The 19,396-nt window shown below is 71.6% G+C and carries 21 protein-coding genes; 10 read left to right on the top strand and 11 right to left on the bottom strand.

The features are described from left to right. Positions 1 to 21 precede the first annotated feature (21 nt). Positions 22 to 258 (top strand): ferredoxin, encoded by a 237-nt coding sequence (locus ACIBJB_RS06690; RefSeq protein ID WP_398927200.1) that lies wholly within the window; start codon positions 22 to 24, stop codon positions 256 to 258. 138 nt (positions 259 to 396) lie between these two features. Here ACIBJB_RS06690 and ACIBJB_RS06685 read toward each other — a convergent pair whose 3' ends face one another. The 8 genes from ACIBJB_RS06685 to ACIBJB_RS06650 all read right to left on the bottom strand — a co-directional run bounded on the left by ACIBJB_RS06685 (position 397) and on the right by ACIBJB_RS06650 (position 7,824). Beyond that, positions 397 to 510 (bottom strand): DUF1963 domain-containing protein, encoded by a 114-nt coding sequence (locus tag ACIBJB_RS06685; protein ID WP_398927198.1) that lies wholly within the window; start codon positions 508 to 510, stop codon positions 397 to 399. 88 nt (positions 511 to 598) lie between these two features. Beyond that, complete coding sequence (gene mftF, locus ACIBJB_RS06680) at positions 599 to 2,077, bottom strand: mycofactocin biosynthesis glycosyltransferase MftF (RefSeq protein WP_398927196.1); 1,479 nt, start codon at positions 2,075 to 2,077, stop codon at positions 599 to 601. Positions 2,078 to 2,080: 3 nt separating this feature from the next. Next, on the bottom strand, positions 2,081 to 3,199 hold the full coding sequence (locus tag ACIBJB_RS06675) for an XdhC family protein (RefSeq protein ID WP_398927194.1): 1,119 nt from the start codon (positions 3,197 to 3,199) through the stop codon (positions 2,081 to 2,083). Positions 3,200 to 3,211: 12 nt separating this feature from the next. Beyond that, positions 3,212 to 3,991, bottom strand: a complete 780-nt coding sequence (locus ACIBJB_RS06670) for a carboxymuconolactone decarboxylase family protein (RefSeq protein ID WP_398927192.1) — start codon at positions 3,989 to 3,991, stop codon at positions 3,212 to 3,214. 9 nt (positions 3,992 to 4,000) lie between these two features. Beyond that, entirely contained in the window at positions 4,001 to 5,464 is a 1,464-nt protein-coding gene (locus ACIBJB_RS06665; protein ID WP_398927191.1) for an aldehyde dehydrogenase family protein, read from the bottom strand. A 53-nt stretch (positions 5,465 to 5,517) separates the two neighbouring features. Continuing rightward, on the bottom strand, positions 5,518 to 6,303 hold the full coding sequence (locus ACIBJB_RS06660) for an SDR family oxidoreductase (RefSeq protein ID WP_398927189.1): 786 nt from the start codon (positions 6,301 to 6,303) through the stop codon (positions 5,518 to 5,520). Next, positions 6,300 to 7,097: an SDR family oxidoreductase gene (locus ACIBJB_RS06655; protein ID WP_398927187.1), complete on the bottom strand. Its 798-nt coding sequence runs from the start codon at positions 7,095 to 7,097 to the stop codon at positions 6,300 to 6,302. The genes ACIBJB_RS06660 and ACIBJB_RS06655 overlap by 4 nt, the downstream gene beginning before the upstream one ends. Positions 7,098 to 7,158: 61 nt before the next feature. Next, positions 7,159 to 7,824, bottom strand: coding sequence for a TetR/AcrR family transcriptional regulator (locus ACIBJB_RS06650; protein ID WP_398927185.1), 666 nt, complete (start codon positions 7,822 to 7,824; stop codon positions 7,159 to 7,161). A gap of 55 nt (positions 7,825 to 7,879) precedes the next feature. On the opposite strand from ACIBJB_RS06650, the gene ACIBJB_RS06645 reads away from it, so the two are divergent. Continuing rightward, the gene (locus tag ACIBJB_RS06645; protein ID WP_398927183.1) at positions 7,880 to 8,218 is read left to right on the top strand and encodes an alpha-L-rhamnosidase C-terminal domain-containing protein; all 339 of its coding nucleotides are present in this window, start codon (positions 7,880 to 7,882) and stop codon (positions 8,216 to 8,218) included. A gap of 78 nt (positions 8,219 to 8,296) precedes the next feature. On the opposite strand, the gene ACIBJB_RS06640 is transcribed toward ACIBJB_RS06645, so the two are convergent. From ACIBJB_RS06640 to ACIBJB_RS06630, 3 genes are read right to left on the bottom strand one after another with little or no spacing between them, the layout of a single operon-like run. After that, a complete protein-coding gene (locus ACIBJB_RS06640) occupies positions 8,297 to 9,103 on the bottom strand; it encodes an acyl-CoA dehydrogenase family protein (protein ID WP_398927181.1) in 807 nt (268 codons plus the stop codon). 6 nt (positions 9,104 to 9,109) lie between these two features. Further along, positions 9,110 to 10,228 carry an acyl-CoA dehydrogenase family protein gene (locus ACIBJB_RS06635; protein ID WP_398927179.1) on the bottom strand — a complete coding sequence of 373 codons (1,119 nt, stop codon included), beginning with the start codon at positions 10,226 to 10,228 and terminating at the stop codon, positions 9,110 to 9,112. Further along, the gene (locus ACIBJB_RS06630; protein WP_398927177.1) at positions 10,225 to 10,650 is read right to left on the bottom strand and encodes a nuclear transport factor 2 family protein; all 426 of its coding nucleotides are present in this window, start codon (positions 10,648 to 10,650) and stop codon (positions 10,225 to 10,227) included. Before ACIBJB_RS06630 ends, ACIBJB_RS06635 begins: the two co-directional genes overlap by 4 nt. Positions 10,651 to 10,883: 233 nt before the next feature. Here ACIBJB_RS06630 and ACIBJB_RS06625 point away from each other — a divergent pair, with 233 nt between their 5' ends. The 8 genes from ACIBJB_RS06625 to ACIBJB_RS06590 all read left to right on the top strand — a co-directional run bounded on the left by ACIBJB_RS06625 (position 10,884) and on the right by ACIBJB_RS06590 (position 19,395). Continuing rightward, the gene (locus tag ACIBJB_RS06625) at positions 10,884 to 11,213 is read left to right on the top strand and encodes a hypothetical protein (RefSeq protein ID WP_398927176.1); all 330 of its coding nucleotides are present in this window, start codon (positions 10,884 to 10,886) and stop codon (positions 11,211 to 11,213) included. Between the two features lie 53 nt (positions 11,214 to 11,266). After that, positions 11,267 to 12,565, top strand: coding sequence for an amidohydrolase family protein (locus ACIBJB_RS06620; protein WP_398927174.1), 1,299 nt, complete (start codon positions 11,267 to 11,269; stop codon positions 12,563 to 12,565). A 126-nt stretch (positions 12,566 to 12,691) separates the two neighbouring features. Next, positions 12,692 to 13,459, top strand: coding sequence for an SDR family NAD(P)-dependent oxidoreductase (locus ACIBJB_RS06615; protein ID WP_398927172.1), 768 nt, complete (start codon positions 12,692 to 12,694; stop codon positions 13,457 to 13,459). Positions 13,460 to 13,518: 59 nt separating this feature from the next. Then, positions 13,519 to 14,784: a CaiB/BaiF CoA transferase family protein gene (locus tag ACIBJB_RS06610; protein WP_398927170.1), complete on the top strand. Its 1,266-nt coding sequence runs from the start codon at positions 13,519 to 13,521 to the stop codon at positions 14,782 to 14,784. A 31-nt stretch (positions 14,785 to 14,815) separates the two neighbouring features. After that, a complete protein-coding gene (locus ACIBJB_RS06605) occupies positions 14,816 to 15,679 on the top strand; it encodes an enoyl-CoA hydratase/isomerase family protein (protein WP_398927168.1) in 864 nt (287 codons plus the stop codon). Beyond that, positions 15,672 to 16,820 (top strand): thiolase family protein, encoded by a 1,149-nt coding sequence (locus ACIBJB_RS06600; RefSeq protein WP_398927166.1) that lies wholly within the window; start codon positions 15,672 to 15,674, stop codon positions 16,818 to 16,820. Before ACIBJB_RS06605 ends, ACIBJB_RS06600 begins: the two co-directional genes overlap by 8 nt. A gap of 14 nt (positions 16,821 to 16,834) precedes the next feature. Then, positions 16,835 to 17,983, top strand: a complete 1,149-nt coding sequence (locus ACIBJB_RS06595; RefSeq protein WP_398927164.1) for an acyl-CoA dehydrogenase family protein — start codon at positions 16,835 to 16,837, stop codon at positions 17,981 to 17,983. Beyond that, on the top strand, positions 17,980 to 19,395 hold the full coding sequence (locus ACIBJB_RS06590; protein ID WP_398927162.1) for a CoA transferase: 1,416 nt from the start codon (positions 17,980 to 17,982) through the stop codon (positions 19,393 to 19,395). Before ACIBJB_RS06595 ends, ACIBJB_RS06590 begins: the two co-directional genes overlap by 4 nt. Position 19,396: the final 1 nt, after the last annotated feature.

Raw genomic sequence — 19,396 nt, 5'->3', positions numbered from 1 at the left:
GTTGAGGAAGGGAGCCCGCTCATGACCGAGCACTGGAGAGTCACGGTCGACCCGCGCATGTGCGTCCGTACGGGGCTGTGCGCGGCCTCCGCGCCACAGGAGTTCCAGCTCGACGAGACGACCGGGCAGGGCCGCGCCACCGCGGAGGTCCTGCCGGCCTCGGAGGAGGTCCTGGAGGTCGCCGAGTCCTGCCCCATCGAGGCGATTTCGATCGCGGACGCGGAGTCCGGGAAGGCGGTCTTTCCACCTGATGACTGAGGGGACCGGGGCGGCTGCGAGGCGTGATGCTTCGTGCCGCCCTGGTGCGATCAAGCCCCTGGCGGACCATCGTCGCCGCCGAGGAATGGGCGCAGACGAGAAGCGGCACACGAGGTGAGCGACCTGCTCAGGGCCGGATCACCTGCACTGCATGGTCAGCCGGACATGGCCGAAGCGGTGGGCGGCGAGGCCATCGGGGCGGATCAGCCAGTAGAGCGAACCCACGTCGCCCACGCGTGCATGCTGCCGCATGCCTCACTCGTGATCTCGTACCGCGGCATCCGTCGAGTCAGGCCGTTGCCTGCCCAGTGGTGCCCTTGGCCCCATGCGGGAGGCGGGTCTACACGGCTCGGGAATCTTTGGCGCGACTCGCGGCGGACCGGCGCACAAAGGGCAGGCCCACCTTCGGCAGGAGCGGCGCGAGGGCGCGATGGCGCCAGGCCGAGGCCGTCACGCCCGTGCCGTACGCCAGGTCGTCCAGGCAGCGCAGGGCCGTCCAGCGCACGGGGTCCAGGGGCGGCCGGCGCGCCACCCACTCCGCCAGGACGGGGGCGAGCATGGCCGCCGTGGCCGCCCGGGCGGTGCGGCTGCTGGGCGCCGCGCCCAGGCACAGCAGTCCCAGGGGCCACCACTCGCGGCGCAGGGCGAGTCCGAGCGCCATGGAGTCGGCGAGCAGGCCCTGCGCCACCACGGATGCGCAAAGTTCCGTCGCGGCGGGGGTGCCCGACAGATGGCGACGAAGGAGCGCCGCGGACGTGAGCGTGCTGAGCGCCGCGGCGCCCGGGCGGCCATGGGTAAGGAAGCCGAGCGTCAGCAGATTCCACGCGGACGGGCGGGCCGGGGCGACCCGACCGGGGTGGCGTTCGGCCAGTGCGGCCGCCGAAGTCCCGTACTCGTGACGGCGTTTGAGCGCCTCTCGCCACGCGAGCCGGGGCGTGTGCAGGACGCGGGCCCGCGGCTGGTAGCGCACCTGCAACCCGTGGTCGTGCAGCCGCCAGACGAAGTCGACGTCCTCGCCGAGCCGCAACTCCTCGTCGAACGTGACCTTGGACAGGACGTCCGTGCGCACGACCAGCGTGGCCGTGGGCACGAAGCCGACCCGCGCGCCGGGGCGCACCACGGCCTGCTCACGGCCCAGGTCGAGTGCGGATCGCGCGGCCTCGTAGCGGGCGAGCAGGCCCTTCGGGGGATACGGAACATCCGGCAGGATCCGCGGTGCGACGGCCGCGACCTGAGGATCGTCGAAGGCCGGGACGAGCAGGTCGAGCCAGCCCTTCTCGGGGCGGCAGTCCGAGTCGACGAACGCGACGAGTGGTGTGGTCGTGAGTGCGGCGCCGGTGGTGCGCGCCGCCGCGGGCCCTCGGTTGACCGCGTGCCTGACCAGACGGGCCCCGTGGGCCTCGGCGATCGCCCGCACGGCGGCGGGATCCGGTGAGCAGTCGTCGACGACGATCACCTCCAGACCGCGCAACGCGTCCAGGCAGCGGGCCAGTTCGGCTGTGCGTCCGTATGCGGGGACGACCACGGTGACCGGATGGGGTCCGCCGCGCGTCGGGGGCACGGGGTGGGCGAGGCCGCGGTCGAGCAGCTGCCGGGCCAGGGCGCGCCCCACCGTCGTGTCCGGTGTCAGGCCGTGCCGGCCCGCCCGCCGGAGGGCCGCGAGCTGGGGCAGCGCGGCCGCCTTGATGCGCGCGACGCCCCAGGGTGAGCCGCCGGTCACCACCCGGCCGCCGCCGTAGAAGGACGCGGCGCGGTCGAGTGCGATCGGCAGACCGGGCGGGGACAGCGGTCGACTGTTCGACGCAGTGGAGGACGCCATCCTTCAACTCCCTTGATTTCCAACGCGCTTGGATCCAGCGGACTGGCGCGTCCCCCAGGGCGTGTACGGATCGTCGTGCAAGGGCCCGTCCGTGTCCCGGAGTGGCAGCCCGCCACCGCCCCGCCGCACCGCGACGATCTCCGCCCCGATGGCCACCGCGGTCTCCTCGGGCGTACGTGCCCCCAGGTCCAGGCCGATCGGCGAACGCAGCCGGGCGAGTTCCCGCTCGGTGAGGCCCACCTCGCGCAGCCGGTCGAGCCGCTCGTGATGCGTGCGCCGGGATCCCATCGCCCCCACGTACGCGACCGGCAGCCGCAGCGCCACTTCGAGCAGCGGCACGTCGAACTTGGCGTCGTGGGTGAGGACCACGACGACCGTGCGGCCATCGACCGGTGTGCGGGCGAGGAAACGGTCCGGCCAGTCGACCACCACCTCATCGGCGTCCGGGAAGCGTGCCGGCGTGGCGAACACCGAGCGGGCGTCGCAGACCGTGACCTCGTATCCGAGGAAAGCGCCCAACGACGCGACCGCCCCGGCGTGGTCCGTCGCACCGAACACGAGGAGCCGTGGACGCGGTGCGTGCGAGGCGATGAACACCTTGGTACCCAAGCGGCAGCGCACCGCGCGGATGCCGCTCGCCGCGACGTCCAGCATGGCGCGTGCCTCGGTGGCGATCAGGGCGTCCACCTCCGCCGCCCCCGTGGATCCGCGGACCTGCTCGGGGCCGACGGCCAGGATCGCGCCGCTGCCGTCGAGGAGTTGTGCCACGGCGACGGGTGTCCAGTCGGCCACGGCATCGAGCACGGCGGACGGCGGCTGCGGCCGCACGCACACCTCGATCGTGCCGCCGCAGCTCAGGCCCACCCCGAACGCCGTGTCGGCCGAGTAACCAAAGCTCTCCCGCATGGCCGCGCCCGTCGAGAGCACCTCCTGGCACAGCTCGTGGACGGTGCCCTCGACGCACCCGCCGGACACGCTCCCGAGCACCTCCCCGGTCTCGGACACCGCCATGGTGGCGCCCGGTGCGCGGGGCGCGCTGCCGCTCACCGAGACGACGGTCGCCAGGGCGAAGCGGGTGCCCGCCCGGTCCCAGGCCCTGAGCCGCGCGGCGATCTCACGCATGGCCGTGACGCGTCACGCGGGCCGCCCAGCCCACGCCGCCTCCACCGAGTCCGCGAGCGCATCGCCTTTCGCGAAGCCGTAGTAGGCCGCGAACTGCAGGACGATCTCGTCCATCTCCTCCTTGGTGATGTCGCCGGAGTGCAGGGCCGCCGCGACATGTGTGCGCAGGGGAACGGGCGAGTCGTCGAGCGCGACGCTGGCGACCGTGATGATCCGGCGCTCCCTGCGGGTGAGACCGGGGCGCTGCCAGACATGGCCGAACACGAAGTTCAGGATGCCGGCGTGCCGGTAGGGCGAGGTGACCGGCGGCGCGGGCGTGAGGTTCACGTCGATGAACTCCTCCACGCCGCGCGCGATGCGCTTCTCCATGTCGCCGGGTCCGAGCGTGAGGTTGTCCAGCTCGGGCCAGGAAGGAGCGGGTTCACCGCGTTCGCGGTGGATGCGGTCCCATTGGCGTGCGATGGCGCCCTCCAGATGGGAGGCCTTGGGCCAGCCGCAGTACACGGCGAAGTGCAGGACGAGTTCGAGCATCTCGTCGAGCGAGATGTCCCCGCTCGCGAGCGCCGCGTGCACCTGCTCCTCGATCGGCTCCGGCGCGTCGGCGGCCGCCACACAGGTGAGGGTGACAAAGCGACGGTCCCGCCGGCTCAGACCCGGCCGCGACCACACCTGCCCGTACAGGAAGTCGCGGGACGCACGGCCGAACGGCGTCTGCGCGGAAGGGAGTTCAGCCGATCCCAGAACCTCGGCGGCGGTCTGCTCCCCGCGGCCCTCTTGCGTCGATACGTCCATCACAACCCCCTACGCGCGTATGAAGACGTTCTTGGTCTGCAGGAACTCGTACAGCCCTTCCTTGCCGCCCTCACGGCCGTGACCGCTCTGCTTGTACCCGCCGAACGGAGCCCCCGGCGGCTGCCCTGACGGCCCGTTGACATGCACCGTGCCCGCTTGCAGCTGCGGCACGATGCGCTGCACCCGCGCCACGTCGTGGGTGAACAGGACCGCGCCGAGGCCGTACGGGGTGGAGTTGGCCAGCTCGACGGCCTGCTCCTCCGTGTCGAACGGGATGATCGACAACACCGGGCCGAACACCTCGTGCCGGGCGACCTCGCTGCCCGGGTCCACATCGGCGAGCACGGTCGGCTGGACGAAGAAACCGCCCTGCACCTGCGGCGGGAGCGACGCCTTGTCGACGGCGTGACCGCCCGCCACGAGCCGGCTGTCGGCCGCCGCCTTGTCGATCGCACCGAGGATCCTGTCCCGTGCCTGAGCACCGACCACCGGACCCAGCGCCGTCGTCGGTGCGAACGGATCCCCGACGGTCAGGGCCTTCGCGGCAATCCCGGCGGCCTCGACGACCCGCTCGTACACCTCGCGGTGGACCAGCATCCGGGTGGTGAGGTTGCAGCCCTGACCGGACAGGTTGAAGCAGGAGCGGACGGTCTCCGTGACGGCCGCGTCGATGTCGGCGTCGGGGAAGACCACACTCGCCGTCTTCCCGCCGAGTTCGAGCAGCACCGGCTTGAGGGTGTGACGGGCGGAGTCGAGGATCTTCTTGGCGGTCGGTATGCCGCCGGTGAAGGAGATCATGCCGACGTCCGGATGACGCACGAGGTGCTCACCGGCCTCGGGACCACCGGGCAGGATGTGCAGCACGCCGGGCGGCAGCCCGGCCTCCAGCGCGATCTCCGCGAACTTCGCCACCGTGAACGGCGCGAGATCGGGCGACTTGACGACCACACAGTTCCCGGCGGCGAGCGCTGGCGCGATCTTCATCCCGACCGACATGATCGGGCCGTTCCAGGTGAGGATGATCCCCACGACGCCGTACGGCTCCGGGACGGTGTAGTCGAGGCCCGGGGCCATGACCGGGCTCGGTGGGATCGTCGCGCCCTCGATCTTGTCCGCCCAGCCGGCGTAGTACCCGAACCAGCCGGAGCACAGATACGCGAGCGCCGACGACACGGCGATGGGCGCGCCGAGTTCGAACGTGGTGAGGCGGCCGAGTTCGGCCACGCGGGCGAGCATCAGCTCTTCGATGCGCTGCAGGATGCGGCGGCGCTTGTCCGGGGACATGGCCCGCCACTGGGGATACGCGTCCTTCGCGGCAGCCACGGCCGCGTCGACCTCCTGCGGGCCGCACACCAGCACGGAGCCGTTGACGCGGGCCGTCGCCGGATTGACGTGGTCGATCGTGCCGATGGATGTCTTCTCGAGCCAGGTGCCGTTCACCAGCGGTCCGGTGACGCCGAGTTCGTCGCTCACGGTGTGCCCCTCTCCTCCTACGGAACCGTCTACGGCACCGTCGTGAACCCGGCTCACAGCCGGGTGACCCAGCCGCCGTCGACGCTGATGGTCTGCCCGTTGATCCACACGCCGGCGTCCGAGGCGAGCAGCAGGAGTGTGCCGAGCAGGTCTTCGGCCGGGGCGGACTTCTTGCCCGGGATGGCCGAGGCGAGCGCGGCGCGCGCCGGGTGGTCGGCCGGCAGGCTCTTGAAACCGGGCTCGTTCTCCACGAGCCCCGGTGCGATGGCGTTGACGTTGATGCCGTGCGGACCGAGTGAACGGGCAAGCCCGACCGTGACGTTGACCAGCGCGAGCTTGCTCACCCCGTAGATCCCGCCGCCCATGAACGCACCGGCCGACACCTGGTTGATGATCCGCCCGCCGCCGCGCTCGACCATCGAGGCCTTGACCGCTTTCGCGCACACGATGGCGCCGAACACATTGACCCGCATGACGCGCTCGAACCACTCGCCGGGCAGATCGAGCAGGTCGACCTGGGGGATGTCGGCCATCAGCGCGGCGTTGTTGACGAGGATGTCGATCCCGCCGAAGGCGTCGACGGCCTGCTGTGCCATCTCGGCCGCGGAGTCCCGGTCGGTGATGTCCACCCGTACGCCGAGCGCGTGCAGCCCGTCGGCGGACAGGGACTCGGCGGCCCGTTCGGCGCCCTCGGCGTCGAGGTCCGCGAGGACGACCCGCGCCCCGGCCTCGGCAAGGGCGCGGGCATAGACCTGGCCGATGGCGCCGGCGCCGCCGGTGATCACGGCGACCTTGCCGCCCAGGCTCATCCGGTCGAGGGTGCTGCTCGGTGCGTTCATGAGGCGTCCTTGATCAGTCGGGACAGGTAGAGGTCGACGTCGGCTCCGAGTTCGCGCAGTTCGTCGGCGGCTTCGGGAGCGGTGAGGATGAGGAACCGGTCCTCGCTGACGCCGTCGGCGACGAGCTCGCCGACCGACTCGGCGTCCAGGACAGGGAATCGGGGTCCCTTGGGGGGTGCCGGCTCCCCGTAGAAGGTGATCTGCTCGACGATGTTGGTGGCCACTCCGGCCGGGCACAGGCAGGAGACACCGATGCCCCGCGGCCGCAGGGAGAGCGCGAGGGACTGGGAGAGTCCGACGACGGCGTGCTTCGTCGCCGTGTACGGAAGGCGGTCGTGTCCGTAGGGCAACAGGCCTGCTGTGGAGGCGGTGTTGACCACGTGTCCGGACCCCTGCTCCAGGAGCAGCGGCAGGAACACGAGGTTGCTGCGTACGACGCTCAGCAGGTTCACGTCGATGACGCGCTGCCACGCTTCGAGCGGGATGTCCTCGACGGGGCCGACGGCCAGGATGCCGACGTTGTTCATGACGAGATCGACCCGGCCGAACCGCTCGAGCGTCAAGTCCCCTACCGCCAGCAGGTCGTCGAGGCTGGTGACGTCGCAACCGGCGGCGACGGCACGCGCAGCGTCGGGCCCCAGTGCGGCGAGTTCGGCGGCGACCGTCTCTGCCCGTTCGGCCTCGAGGTCGGTGACCACCACCCGCGCGCCCCGGCGGGCGAAGGCATGCGCGGCGGCCCGTCCGATCCCGCTGCCCGCGCCGGTGACGACCGTGACGGCGTCCCGTAGATCCATGGTGATCGAACTCCCTTTGGCGCACGGGTAGGTGTTGGAGCTGGGTGAGGTGGTGCGGGCCCTAGGGATGGACGGGCAGCGCGATCTCACGCGCCCCGGCCTCCGTCAGGGCCGACGCGGTGGCCGACGACACCGGCGCCTGCAGGAACCCGACCAGGCCGTCGAGGAGACCCCCGACGTGGACGGCGTACGGCAGTACCTCCTCGTCACGGGCCCGGCTCTGCTCGCGCTCGGCCCCGGCGTGCACGCTGAACGCCATCGCGTGGGCGATGCGGTGGCCGCGCAGCGGCTCAGGCAGGTGCGGCAGCAGCGCCCCGGCCCGCTCGCGGAAGACGTGCGTCGGTGCGAGCAGTTCGGGTGCGAGCCGGTCGAGGACGTCCCGCCGGCCGTGCTGCTGGAGTTTCGCCACGAAGCTGAGGTAGTGGCTGCCCTCCCGTTCGCCCTGTTCGAGCACCGGGACGATGTGGCACTCCACCCAGGTGCGCAGATTCTGCGGACGCCGGCCGACGATCAGGGCGGCGCGGCGTTCGTTGAGATCCTGTAGGCGGTATTCGAAGATCGCCTGGATCAGGCGCTCCTTCGAGCCGAAGTGGTACTGCACCGCCGTGTTGTTGCCGTTGTGGGCGGCCGCGCTGATCTGTCGCAGGGAGGCCCCGTCGAGACCGCGCTCGGCGAAAAGACGCTCCGCGGCCAGCAGGATCCGCTCCTTCACGGAAAGTTGCACCACGACACCACCCGTACGAGAGGGTTGTTGCGTGCTGTGAGAATGGCGTTTCCGTACGATGGGAATCGAAGCATGGTGGCTGGGGGAAGTCAACCGCCTTAAAGCGCGCGGAAATGTGGTCGTCGCGAGCGCTGTGCTGCACTCGGGCCCGTACATCCCGGCCGTGGCCTTCAACAGCCGTCTCCCCGTGGACACGTCGGATCTCGACCTCGCGCCCGCACCCCTGGACCGGGTGAGCGCCTCGATCAAAACGGTGCACGGTGAGGTGTCCTCGCAGTGGCACCGGCGGGCGGCGGACGGCAGGATCGAACTGGCGGTGACCGTGCCGTACAACACCGACGCCGAGATCTGGGCGCGTCCCGGACGGCGTGCGGGGTCCTATCGCTTCAACGCCTGAGCGGGGCGGGCCGAGCGGGTCGTCCTTGCCAACGGGCGATCCGCGCGGCTCCCGGCAATGGGGCGATCCGCGAGGCGCTCACAGCTGCGCGATCCGCGTGGCCCTGCCTTCGCTGCGGATCCGTGCGCCCGCCTCGCGGGTCAGCTCCCGTGCGCTGCCGAGCAGTCCGTCCAGGGCGTACGCCCGCCGTACGTGCCGGTGCAGCGCGTGCTCGGCGGTGAAGCCGATGCCGCCGAGGACCTGCTGGCAGTGGCGGGCGGCGGTCAGGGCCGCGCGGCCCGCGGCGGCCTTGGCGAGCAGGGAGCTCAGGTCGCCGCGGTCGTCGTCCGCCACGGTCAGAGCCGCTTCGGCGCCCTCGATCGCGATCAGGGTTTCCGCCAGGCGGTGGCGTACGGCCTGGAAGGAGGCGATCGGGCGACCGAACTGTGTTCGGTCCAGGGCGTGTTGACGGGCCAGGGCGAGCATGGCGCGGGCCGTTCCGGTCAGCCACCAGGCCAGGGCTCGGCGGCCCGCGGCGGGAGGCGGCGCGTCGGTCCCGGTGGGGCTGAGACGCCAGGGCAGTTCCCGGTCCAGTGCATCGGCGGGCGTGAGATCGGTGCCGCGCTCCCAGACGACCTGGGAACCGCCGGCGTAGGGCAGGGGCACGCTGCCGCCCAGCGGGCGGCCCGCCTCGTGGAGCACCACGTCGTTGAGCACCGAGGCGTGCGCACCCGTCTCGCCGAGCAGACGGAAGACCAGCGGAACCGTCTCATGCGGCAGTTCGGTGAGCATGTCCCGCCAGCCCATGCCGTCGAGTGCGGCATCCAGGGCCGCGCCCGTGTGGTCGGTCATCGTCTTGCGCAGGGCCTCGGCGAGCAGGTCCAACTCGGTTGTGTCAGCGTTCATCCGGCTTCACTCCTTGCCGAGGCCGAGCAGCCGCCGGGCGACGATGTTGCGCTGCACCTCGGCGGTGCCGCCGTAGATGGTCGCCGCGCGCGAGTACAGGAACTCGGTGCGCCAGGTGTCGTTGGCGTCCGTGAGCTCGACCACACCCGGGAGCAAGTCCCGCGCAGTGTCGAACAGTTGCTGCTCGGCGGTGGCCAGAAGGACCTTGTCGACCGAGGTCTCCGGACCGAGCACCGCACCGTCCGCGAGCCGCCGCTGCGTCGCGCGGGACCGGCAGCGCGCGGTGTGCAGGGCCAGATAAGCCTCGCCGATGGCCGTGTCGTCCGGGTTGCGGCACTCCTCGATGAGACGGTCCAGGCGCGTGTACAGGTGGGCGATGCGGTGCCAGAAGCAGGTGGAGCGCTCGTGCGGCAGCAGGTCCATCGCCAGGCGCCAGCCGTCGCCCGGTCGGCCGAGCATCCGTGCGCCGGGAACCACCACGTCGTCCAAGAAGACCTCGGCGAACTCGTCGACGCCGTGCATCGTGCGCAGAGGGCGGACCGTGATGCCCGGGGAGTCCATGTCGACGAAGAAGGCGGTGATGCCGCCGTGCCCGGGCTCTCCCGTCCGCGTGAGCAGCACACAGCGGGCGGCGTACTGGGCGAGGCTGGTCCAGACCTTCTGGCCGGAGACCACCCAGTCGTCGCCGAGCGGCCGGGCGCGGGTGGCGAGCGAGGCGAGATCGCTGCCGGAGTCCGGTTCGGAGAAGCCCTGGCACCACTGCTCACGGCCGCAGAGCAGCAACGGGACCATTTCGGCGGCCAGTTGCGGCGAGGCGTACGAGATCATCGTCGGGGCGAGCACTTCGACCATGGAGTAGATGCCGGGCTCCGTGAGCCCGCGGGTGGCCACCTCCTCGCCGAGCACGGCCCGCAGGACGGCGGGTCCGCCGAGCCCGCCGACGGACGCGGGCCAGCCGTGGCGCATCCAGCCCGCCTCGTACAACGCCCTGCGTACCCGGGCCAGTTGCGCAACCTGGGCGTCCAGGGAGCGATCGGCGGGATCCGGTGTGAGGTCGTGCGCGTCGAGCCAGGCGGTCAGGTCCGCGCGGAACTGCGCGATCTCATGGCTCTCCTGGGCGTTCACGCGCCCGCCGGGTCGAAGGCGTGCGGACGCCCGGAGTCGTGGGCGCCGCTGCGGCGGATGAAGGTCATCGCGCGGGTGCGCAGCCGCCAGCCGCGTTCGGTGCGCCGGTAGGTGTCGTTGTAGTAGCCGATGCGCAACTCGTGGGTGGCATGGTCGACGAAGCAGAGTGGTTGGGTGCCCGTGGCGCTGTCCCCGGCCGGCTCCACCAGCGCGGTGCCGGTGAGGAACAGCCCCTTGGGCGCGGCGGCGACCAGCGCGGGGAAGTCGGAGAGCGGGTAGGTTTCGCCGAAGGCGCTGTACGTCCCGTCCTCGGTGAACACCTCGAGCAGGCCGTCGATATCACCCTGGGTGATCGTCACCGCGTAGCGGGCCAGGAGCTGGTGGATCTCCATGAGGTCGTCGGTCGGGCGGGGTGAGGTCACCTGTTCACTCCGTTCTCGAACACGAGAATGCTGTTCTCGGTGGTTATCTTCAGGGTTCCACGGGGGTGGTGTGCCGTCAACGTGCAAACCGGGGGCGGGCGTCGGGCGTGCGCGGCGGAAATGCCCCGCGTATCGCGCAATGTTGCGTCCGAATGGTTGATTCGCGGATGAGGAGAAGATAGTTTCCGTTTGCTGAGAGGGGAATCCTGTCCGGCAGGGGAAGGGAAGTCGGCATGACGTCACCGGCCCTGGGGCTGCGCCCCGGAGCGCAACTGGCCAGCACCGTCTGCGGTACCCGTGTGGTCGTGGTGAAGGCGCAGGCCGACGCCCGTCCGCGGCTCACCTGTGGAGGTGAGCCGATGGTGCCGGCGGCCGAAGCGGCGCCCGTGGCGGCCACAGCCGCGCCCGCCACGCAGAACGCCGGCACTCTCATCGGCAAGCGCTATGTCGACGCCTCCGGTTCCCTGGAGCTGCTGTGCACCGCCGCGGGCAGGGGGCCGCTCGCCTGCGACGGCACCGTGATGGAGGTCAAGGCGGCCAAGCCGCTGCCCGCGTCCGACTGAGCCCGCCCGCACACCTTCGTACTCATGCGTATGTACGCGCTTGGAGGCCCGTCATGCACCGGGACGACATGATCCTGATCAGCGTCGACGACCACATCATCGAGCCGCCCGACATGTTCGTGAACCACCTGCCGAAGAAGTACCGCGACGACGCCCCGCGCCTGGTGCACCGGGACGACGGCACCGACGTGTGGACCTTCCGCGACACGGTCATCCCGAACGCCGCGCTCAACGCGGTGGCCGGGCGGCCGAAGGAGGAGTACGGCATGGAGCCGCAGGGTCTCGACGAGATCCGGCCCGGCTGTTACGACGTGCACGAACGCATCAAGGACATGAACGCGGGCGGCATGCTCGCCTCGATGAACTTCCCCTCGTTCCCCGGCTTCGCAGCCCGCCTGTTCGCCACCGAGGACCCCGATTTCTCCCTCGCCCTGGTGCGCGCGTACAACGACTGGCACATCGACGAGTGGTGCGGCGCCTATCCTGGCCGCTTCATCCCGATGGCGCTGCCGGCGATCTGGGACGCGGAGCTGTGCGCGGCCGAGGTGCGGCGGGTCGCCGCCAAGGGCTGCCATTCGCTCACCTTCACCGAGAACCCGGCCGCCCTCGGCTATCCCAGTTTCCACGACGCGTACTGGAACCCGTTGTGGAAGGCCCTCGTCGACACCGACACCGTGATGTCCGTGCACATCGGCTCCTCTGGCCGGCTCACCATCCCGGCCGCCGACTCCCCGCCGGACGTGATGATCACCCTGCAGCCGATGAACATCGTCACCGCCGCGGCCGACCTGCTCTGGTCCAAGCCCGTCAAGGACTACCCCGACCTGAAGATCGCGCTGTCCGAGGGCGGCACCGGATGGATCCCGTACTTCCTCGAGCGTGTCGACCGGACCTTCGAGATGCACTCCACCTGGACGTTGCAGGACTTCGGCGGAAAGCTGCCGAGCGAGGTCTTCCGCGAGCACTTCCTGACCTGCTTCATCAGCGACCCGCTGGGCGTGCGGCTGCGGCACGACATCGGCATCGACAACATCTGCTGGGAGGCCGACTACCCGCACAGCGACTCCATGTGGCCCGGCGCGCCCGAGGAACTGGGCGGGGTCATGGACGCCTGCCAGGTGCCGGACGACGAGATCGACAAGATGACGTACGCGAACGCCATGCGCTGGTTCTCCTTCGACCCCTTCTCGCATGTGCCGCGCGAGCAGGCGACGGTGGGTGCGCTGCGGGCGGCGGCGGCCGGGCACGACGTGAGCGTCCAGTCGCGCAGCCACCGGGTCGTCGCGCCCGCCGAGAAGCTCGCCGGATACCGGGAGCGGGCGCAGCGGGCGGTCGCCGCAGCGTCGAAGTAGCCCGATCGGCTCACACGCCGTCGACCGGCCCGACCGGCCCGACCGGCCCGGCCGACCGGCCCGGCCCCCGGACCGTCGAAGCAGCCCGTCATAGCCCTTTCCTCGCCGGACCCAGGAGGTCGCACCGTGGCGGACGCCGCCAACCCCTTCGCACTCACCGGCCGTTCGGCCCTCGTCACCGGCGCCGCGGCGGGCATCGGTGCCGCCGTGGCGCAGGCACTCGCCCGGGCCGGCGCCACCGTGCTGGTCACGGACCTCGACGGCGTGGCGGCCGAGGCGAGGGCCGAGAGGATCCGTGCCGAAGGCGGCAAGGCGGAGAGCGCGGTTCTCGACGTACGGGACCGGGCCGCCGCCGACGCCGCCTGCGCGCGGGCCGCCCAACTCGCCGACGGTCGCCTCCACATCCTCGTGAACAACGCCGGTGTCACCGCGCCGGCCATGTTCGCGGACCTCACCGAGGAGAGCGTCACGCGGCTCGTCGACATCCATGTGATGGGCGCGTTCCGCTGCGCGCAGGCCGCGCTGCCGTTCCTGCCCGTGGGCGGTGGCGGACGCGTCATCAACGTGACCTCGTCCGCCGGGCTCACCGGCACGCTCGGCCAGGTCAACTACTCGGCCGCGAAGGCCGGGATCATCGGGATGACCAAGTCGCTCGCCCGCGAGCTGGCACGGAAGCAGATCACGGTCAACGCCGTGGCACCGCTGGCCGCCACGCCGATGACGGAAACCATCCGTACGCACGAGAAGTTCGCCGGGCCCATGCTCGCCCGTATCCCCATGGGCCGGTGGGCCGAGCCGGAGGAAGTCGCCCCGGCCTTCGTCTTCCTCGCCTCCGACGCCGCGTCGTTCGTCACCGGGCAGGTCCTGCCCGTCGACGGCGGCCTGGTGATCTGATGCCCGGAACCGGGGGGCGGGGACATGGAGGGCGGGGCCATCGAGTGCAGGGACATCGAGTGCGGGGACCGCTCGCCGACGTCACCGTCGTCGCTCTGGAACAGGCGGTCTCCGCCCCCATGTGCACCCGCACGCTCGCCGACCTCGGGGCCCGCGTCATCAAGGTCGAGAACCCGCGCGGGGGTGACTTCGCCCGTCACTACGACGACGTGGTGGGCGGACTCGGCGCGCATTTCGTGTGGGCCAACCGAGGCAAGGAGTCGGTCACCCTCGACCTGAAGACCGAGCCGGGCCTGGACCTGTTGCACCGGCTGCTCGACCGGGCCGACGTCCTGGTCTCCAACCTCACGCCGGGCACCACGGCCCGGCTCGGTGTGGCGCCGGACGACCTCGCCGCCCGCCACCCCGGCGTCATCGGTGTGGAGATCGACGGCTACGGCCCCGGCGGCCCGCTCTCCCACAAACGCGCGTACGACCTTCTCGTCCAGGCCGAGTCCGGCGCCTGCTCGATCACCGGGCACCCCGGCGCCCCCGCGAAACCGGGACCGCCGGTCGCCGACACCACGACCGGTCTGTACGCGGCGCTGAGCATCGTGGCACTGCTGTACGAGAGGCGCGGACCCGGGCTCGACGGGGAACGGGGGCCTGGGCTCGACAGGGCACGCGGATCCGGCTGCGACCCCGCGCCTTCGGTGGCCGTCAGCCTCTTCGACACGATGACCGAGCTCATGGGCTACGCGCTCACGTACACCCGCCATTCGGGCCTGGAACCCGACCCGCTCGGCATGAGCTCCCCGGCCGTCGCGCCGTACGGGGCGTACCGCACCGCCGACGGCCAGACCGTCGTCCTCGGCACGACCAACGACCGCGAGTGGCAGCGCTTGGCCACGGAGTTGATCCAGCGGCCCGACCTCGCCGCCGACGACCGCTTCCGCACCAACACCGGCCGGTGCGCCCACCGTGAACTCCTCGACAAGGAGATCGCCGTCTGGTGCGCCCGCCACGACCTGAGCACGGTCCAGGACCGCGCCGACCGGGCCGGCATAGGCAACTCCCGTTACAACACCCCGAGTTACGTCAACACTCACCCGCAGCTCACCGCCCGCGACCGCTGGCGCGGCGTGGCCACCCCGGCGGGCGAGATCCCGGCGTTGCTGCCGCCACCGGTGATCTCCGGTTACGAGGCGCGGATGGGCGCGGTACCGGGCCTCGGCGAGCACACGGAGTCGGTGCTCGGCGAACTCGGCCTGAGCGCGGGGGAGATCGCCGCGCTGCGGGAGGCCGGGGTGATCGGGGACGCTCCCGAGGCCAGAGGGCCGGCGTGATCGGGGAAGCCCCCGAGGCCAGGGGGCCGGCGTGACGGCGTACGAGGCCCGGAACGGAACCACCCCCGTTCTGCTGACCCACGACACCCCCGAGGGCATCCGCACCCTCACCCTCAACCGCCCGCACCGCAAGAACGCCCTGGACACCGCCCTCTGGTCCGCGCTGCACGACGCGCTCGTGGCGGTCGGCGAGGACCGGTCCGTACGGGCCCTGGTACTCACGGGTGCCGGGGGAGCGTTCTGTTCGGGCGCCGATCTCAGCAGCCCCCGTCCCGACACCCACCCCCTGCACCGGATGCGGACCCTGACCGACGTGGCGCTGCTGCTGCACGAGTTGCCCGTGCCCACCATCGCCAAGGTCACCGGGGTCGCCGTCGGAGCGGGCTGGAACCTCGCTCTCGGCTGCGACCTCGTCGCGGCCTCTCCGGGCGCCCGGTTCTCACAGATTTTCGCGCGCCGCGGCCTCTCCCTCGACCTCGGCGGCTCCTGGCTGCTGCCCCGGCACGTCGGACTGCAGCAGGCCAAGCGGCTCGCGCTGCTCGCGGAGACGATCGACGCGGAAGAGGCCCACGCCATGGGGCTCGTGACGTGGGTGGTGCCCGAGGAGGAGATCGACGGCTACGTCGAGGAGCTCGCCGTCCGCCTCGCCCAGGGACCCGCGATCGCACTCGCCCAGAGCAAGGCCTTGCTCAACGAGGGCATGGGCCACACCTTGCGCGAGGCCCTCTCCGCGGAGGCACGCGCACAGGCCGTCAACTTCGCGACGTCGGACGCCCCCGAGGCCTACGCGGCCTTCGCCGAGCAACGCGCACCTGTCTTCACGGGGACCTGGGCCGTACCCGCGTCCGCCGTCGCGCCCGTCACCACGTCACCGGAGGAACCCCGCGATGCCTGAAGCAGTGATCGTCGAGGCGGTCCGCACTCCCGCGGGCAAACGGGGCGGAGGCCTGTCCGCCGTCCATGCCGCCGACCTCTCCGCCGTGGTCCTGGGCGCACTCGTCGACCGCACCGGTATCGATCCGGCCGTGGTGGACGACGTGGTGTGGGGCTGCGTGGGACAGATCGGCGACCAGTCCGCCAACATCGCCCGCTATTCGGTCCTCGCGGCGGGTTGGCCCGAGTCCGTGCCCGGCACCACGGTCAACCGCGCGTGCGGCTCCAGTCAGCAGGCTCTGGACTTCGCCGTGCAGGCCGTCCTGTCCGGGCAGATGGACGTGGTCGTCGCCGGCGGCGTGGAGGTCATGAGCCGGGTGCCGCTGGGCGCCGCGAGGGCGGGTGGGCAGCCGTACGGCCCTCAAGTCCTGGCCCGCTACGACGGATTCGACTTCAACCAAGGCGTATCCGCGGAGAAGATCGCGCAGAAGTGGGGCATCACGCGTGCCCAGGCCGATGAGTTCGCCACCCTGTCGCATGCGCGTGCCGCGGCCGCGCAGGACGCCGGCGCGTTCGACCGCCAGATCGTCCCGGTGACCGCGCAGGGCGCGACGGTGAGCGCGGACGAAGGCGTACGCCGCACCACCAGCGTCGAAAAGCTCGCCTCTCTCAGGCCGTCCTTCAGCGAGGACGGCCTGATCCACGCGGGCAACGCCTCCCAGATCTCGGACGGCGCGGCCGCACTCCTGGTGACGACACCGGACAAGGCCCGTGAGCTGGGCCTGACCCCGTTGGTCCGGTACCGGGCGGGTGCGGTCGTCGGCGCCGACCCCGTACTGATGCTCACCGGTCCGATCCCCGCCACGGAGAAGGTGCTCCGCAAGGCGGGCCTCGCCCTCGCCGACATCGGGGTGTACGAGGTGAACGAGGCCTTCGCGCCCGTACCTCTCGCCTGGCTCACCGAGACCGGCGCCGACCCCCGCCTGCTCAACCCGCTCGGCGGCGCCATCGCCCTGGGCCATCCGCTCGGCGCATCCGGCGCCGTGTTGATGACCCGGATGATCCACCACATGCGCGAGAACGGCATCCGCTACGGCCTGCAGACCATGTGCGAAGGCGGCGGCACCGCCAACGCCACCGTCGTCGAACTCGCCGCTCACTGAAGGGGACCGGAACCATGCGCCGCGACCTCTTCACCCCCGACCACGAGGCGTTCCGCGAACTCGCCCGCGACTTCATCGCCAAGGAGGTCGTCCCGCACTACTCCGACTGGGAGAAGGCCGGGCAGCTGCCGCGCGAGGTGTTCCACAAGCTCGGCTCCCTGGGGCTGCTCGGCGTCGCGATCCCCGAGGAATACGGGGGAGGGGGCGTCGCCGACTACCGCTACAACGTGGTCCTCCAGGAGGAGGCCGCCCGTGCCCTGGTGACGCTGGGCACCGTACGCACCCAACTCGACGTGATCCTCCCGTACTTCCTCGCGTACGCGAACCACGAACAGCGCGAGCGCTGGTTCCCGGGCCTGGCCACCGGAAGTCTCCTCACCGCCATCGCCATGACCGAACCGGGCACCGGCTCCGACCTCGCCGGCATCCGCACCACCGCCGTACGCGACGCAGACCACTACCTCGTCAACGGCGCGAAGACCTTCATCACGGGCGGTCTCCTCGCCGACCTGGTGATCGTCGTGGCACGTACGTCGACCGACCCGGACGACCGGCGGGCCGGCCTCACCCTGCTCGTCGTCGAGGACGGCATGCCCGGCTTCACCCGCGGCCGCACCCTGGAGAAGATCGGCATCAAAGCGCAGGACACCGTCGAGCTGGCCTTCGACGACGTCCGCGTGCCCGTGGCGAACCGGCTCGGCGAAGAGGGCGCCGCATTCGGCTACCTCGGCCACAACCTGCCTCAGGAGCGCCTCACGGTCGCCGTCGGTTCGGTCGCACAAGCCGCCGCCGCCCTGGAGGCGACCATCGCCTACGTCAAGGAGCGCAAGGCCTTCGGGAAGCCGGTCGCGTCCTTCCAGAACACGAAGTTCGAACTCGCCGCCGTGGCAACGGAGATCGAGGCCGCCCAGGCGATGCTCGACCGGGCCGTCCTCGCCCTGGTCGCGGGTGACCTGTCCGGTCCGGACGCGGCGAAGACGAAGCTGTTCTGCACCGAGATGCAGGCGCGGGCGGTCGACCGGTGCCTCCAACTCTTCGGCGGATACGGCTACATGCAGGAGCAGGCGATCGCCCGGCTGTACACCGACGCCCGGATCACGCGGATCTACGGGGGCACCAGCGAGGTCATGAAGGTGATCGTCGCGAAGTCGCTGGGGCTGTGAACGACCACGCGCGGGCCGGCGGCGACGGGCCGTCGACCGTACGGCGCTGGCTGGCCGCGATCGACGACGCACCCGGGCCGCCGGTCCTGACCGGGCCGACGATCTCGACCCGCCCGTCGACCTTGGCCGATCCGCCGACCCCGACCGGGACGGCCGACTGCCCCTGCCGGGACTGGGCCACGTCCGGCGCCATGTCCCTGACCGGTCACGCCTCCGGCCCGCCCGTGCTCTCACCGGCGAGCGCCGTCCCGTTGCTGCGGGCCGCCGCTTCCGCACTCCAGCCTCTTGGAGCTGCCCTCGCCCACCCGGTCCGTGTGGACCCCCTGGCCCTGCTCACCGGGCGCGCGGGCGCACTGGGGCTGACCCGGCACGGTCGCCTTTCCGCGGGTGGGGCGACCCGGCTGCTGCGGGCGGCGGACGGATGGTGCGCTGTCTCCCTCGGCCGCGCCGACGACCTCGAACTGCTCCCGGCACTCCTGGGGCGTACCGACGTGGACGACCCCTGGCGAGCACTCACCCGGGCCGTGCGGCGCATGCCGGCGGGGGACGTCGCGGAGCGCGCCCAGATGCTCGGTATCCCGGCCGCGGGGCTCTCGCCCGCACCATCGGTCCCTCCAACTCCCTGGCAGGTCAAACGTATTGCGCCCTCGGCACGCCCGGTGCCCGGCCGGCGCCCACTGGTTGTCGACCTCTCCTCGCTCTGGGCCGGACCCTTGTGTGCCGACCTGCTGCACCAGGCGGGCGCGCGCGTGATCAAGGTGGAGAGCACCCGCCGCCCCGACGGCACGCGGAACGGCAAGCGCCTCTTCTACGACTGGCTGCACGCCGGCCACGAAAGCGTCGCCGTCGACTTCACCACCCGCGAGGGCCGCACCGCCCTGGCGGCCCTGATCGACGCCGCCGACGTGGTCATCGAGGCCTCCCGGCCACGCGCACTGCGGCAGCTGGGGGTGGCCCCGGAACAGCGGACACACCGCCCGGGCAAGGTGTGGCTTGCCATCACCGGATACGGCCGTGCACACCCCGACCGGGTGGCTTTCGGGGACGACGCCGCAGTGGCGGGCGGCCTCGTCGGTTGGACGGGCGGCGAGCCGGTGTTCTGCGCCGATGCCGTCGCCGACCCGCTCACCGGTCTTGTGGCCGGGCTCGGAGTACTTGCCTCCCTCGCGACCGGTGGCGGTCACCTGATCGACGTGGCGATGAGGGAGGTCGTTGCGGCCTTCACCGGCGGCCCACCGCCGGCGGCTCACCCACTGCACGGCGACAACGGTGCCTGGAGCGTGCACTGCCCACGGCTGCGGCAGACACACGCTGTACGGTCACCGCTGCCACCTCAACCACGGGGCAGTGCGCCGGAGTTGGGAGCGGACACCGTCAGAGTCCTCGACGAGGTGGCGGCGTCACGCCGGTGAA

Origin of the sequence: Streptomyces sp. NPDC050759 (assembly GCF_044456945.1) — a bacterium.
GTDB lineage: Bacteria > Actinomycetota > Actinomycetes > Streptomycetales > Streptomycetaceae > Streptomyces.
This window is presented reverse-complemented; position numbering and strand designations above follow the sequence as displayed.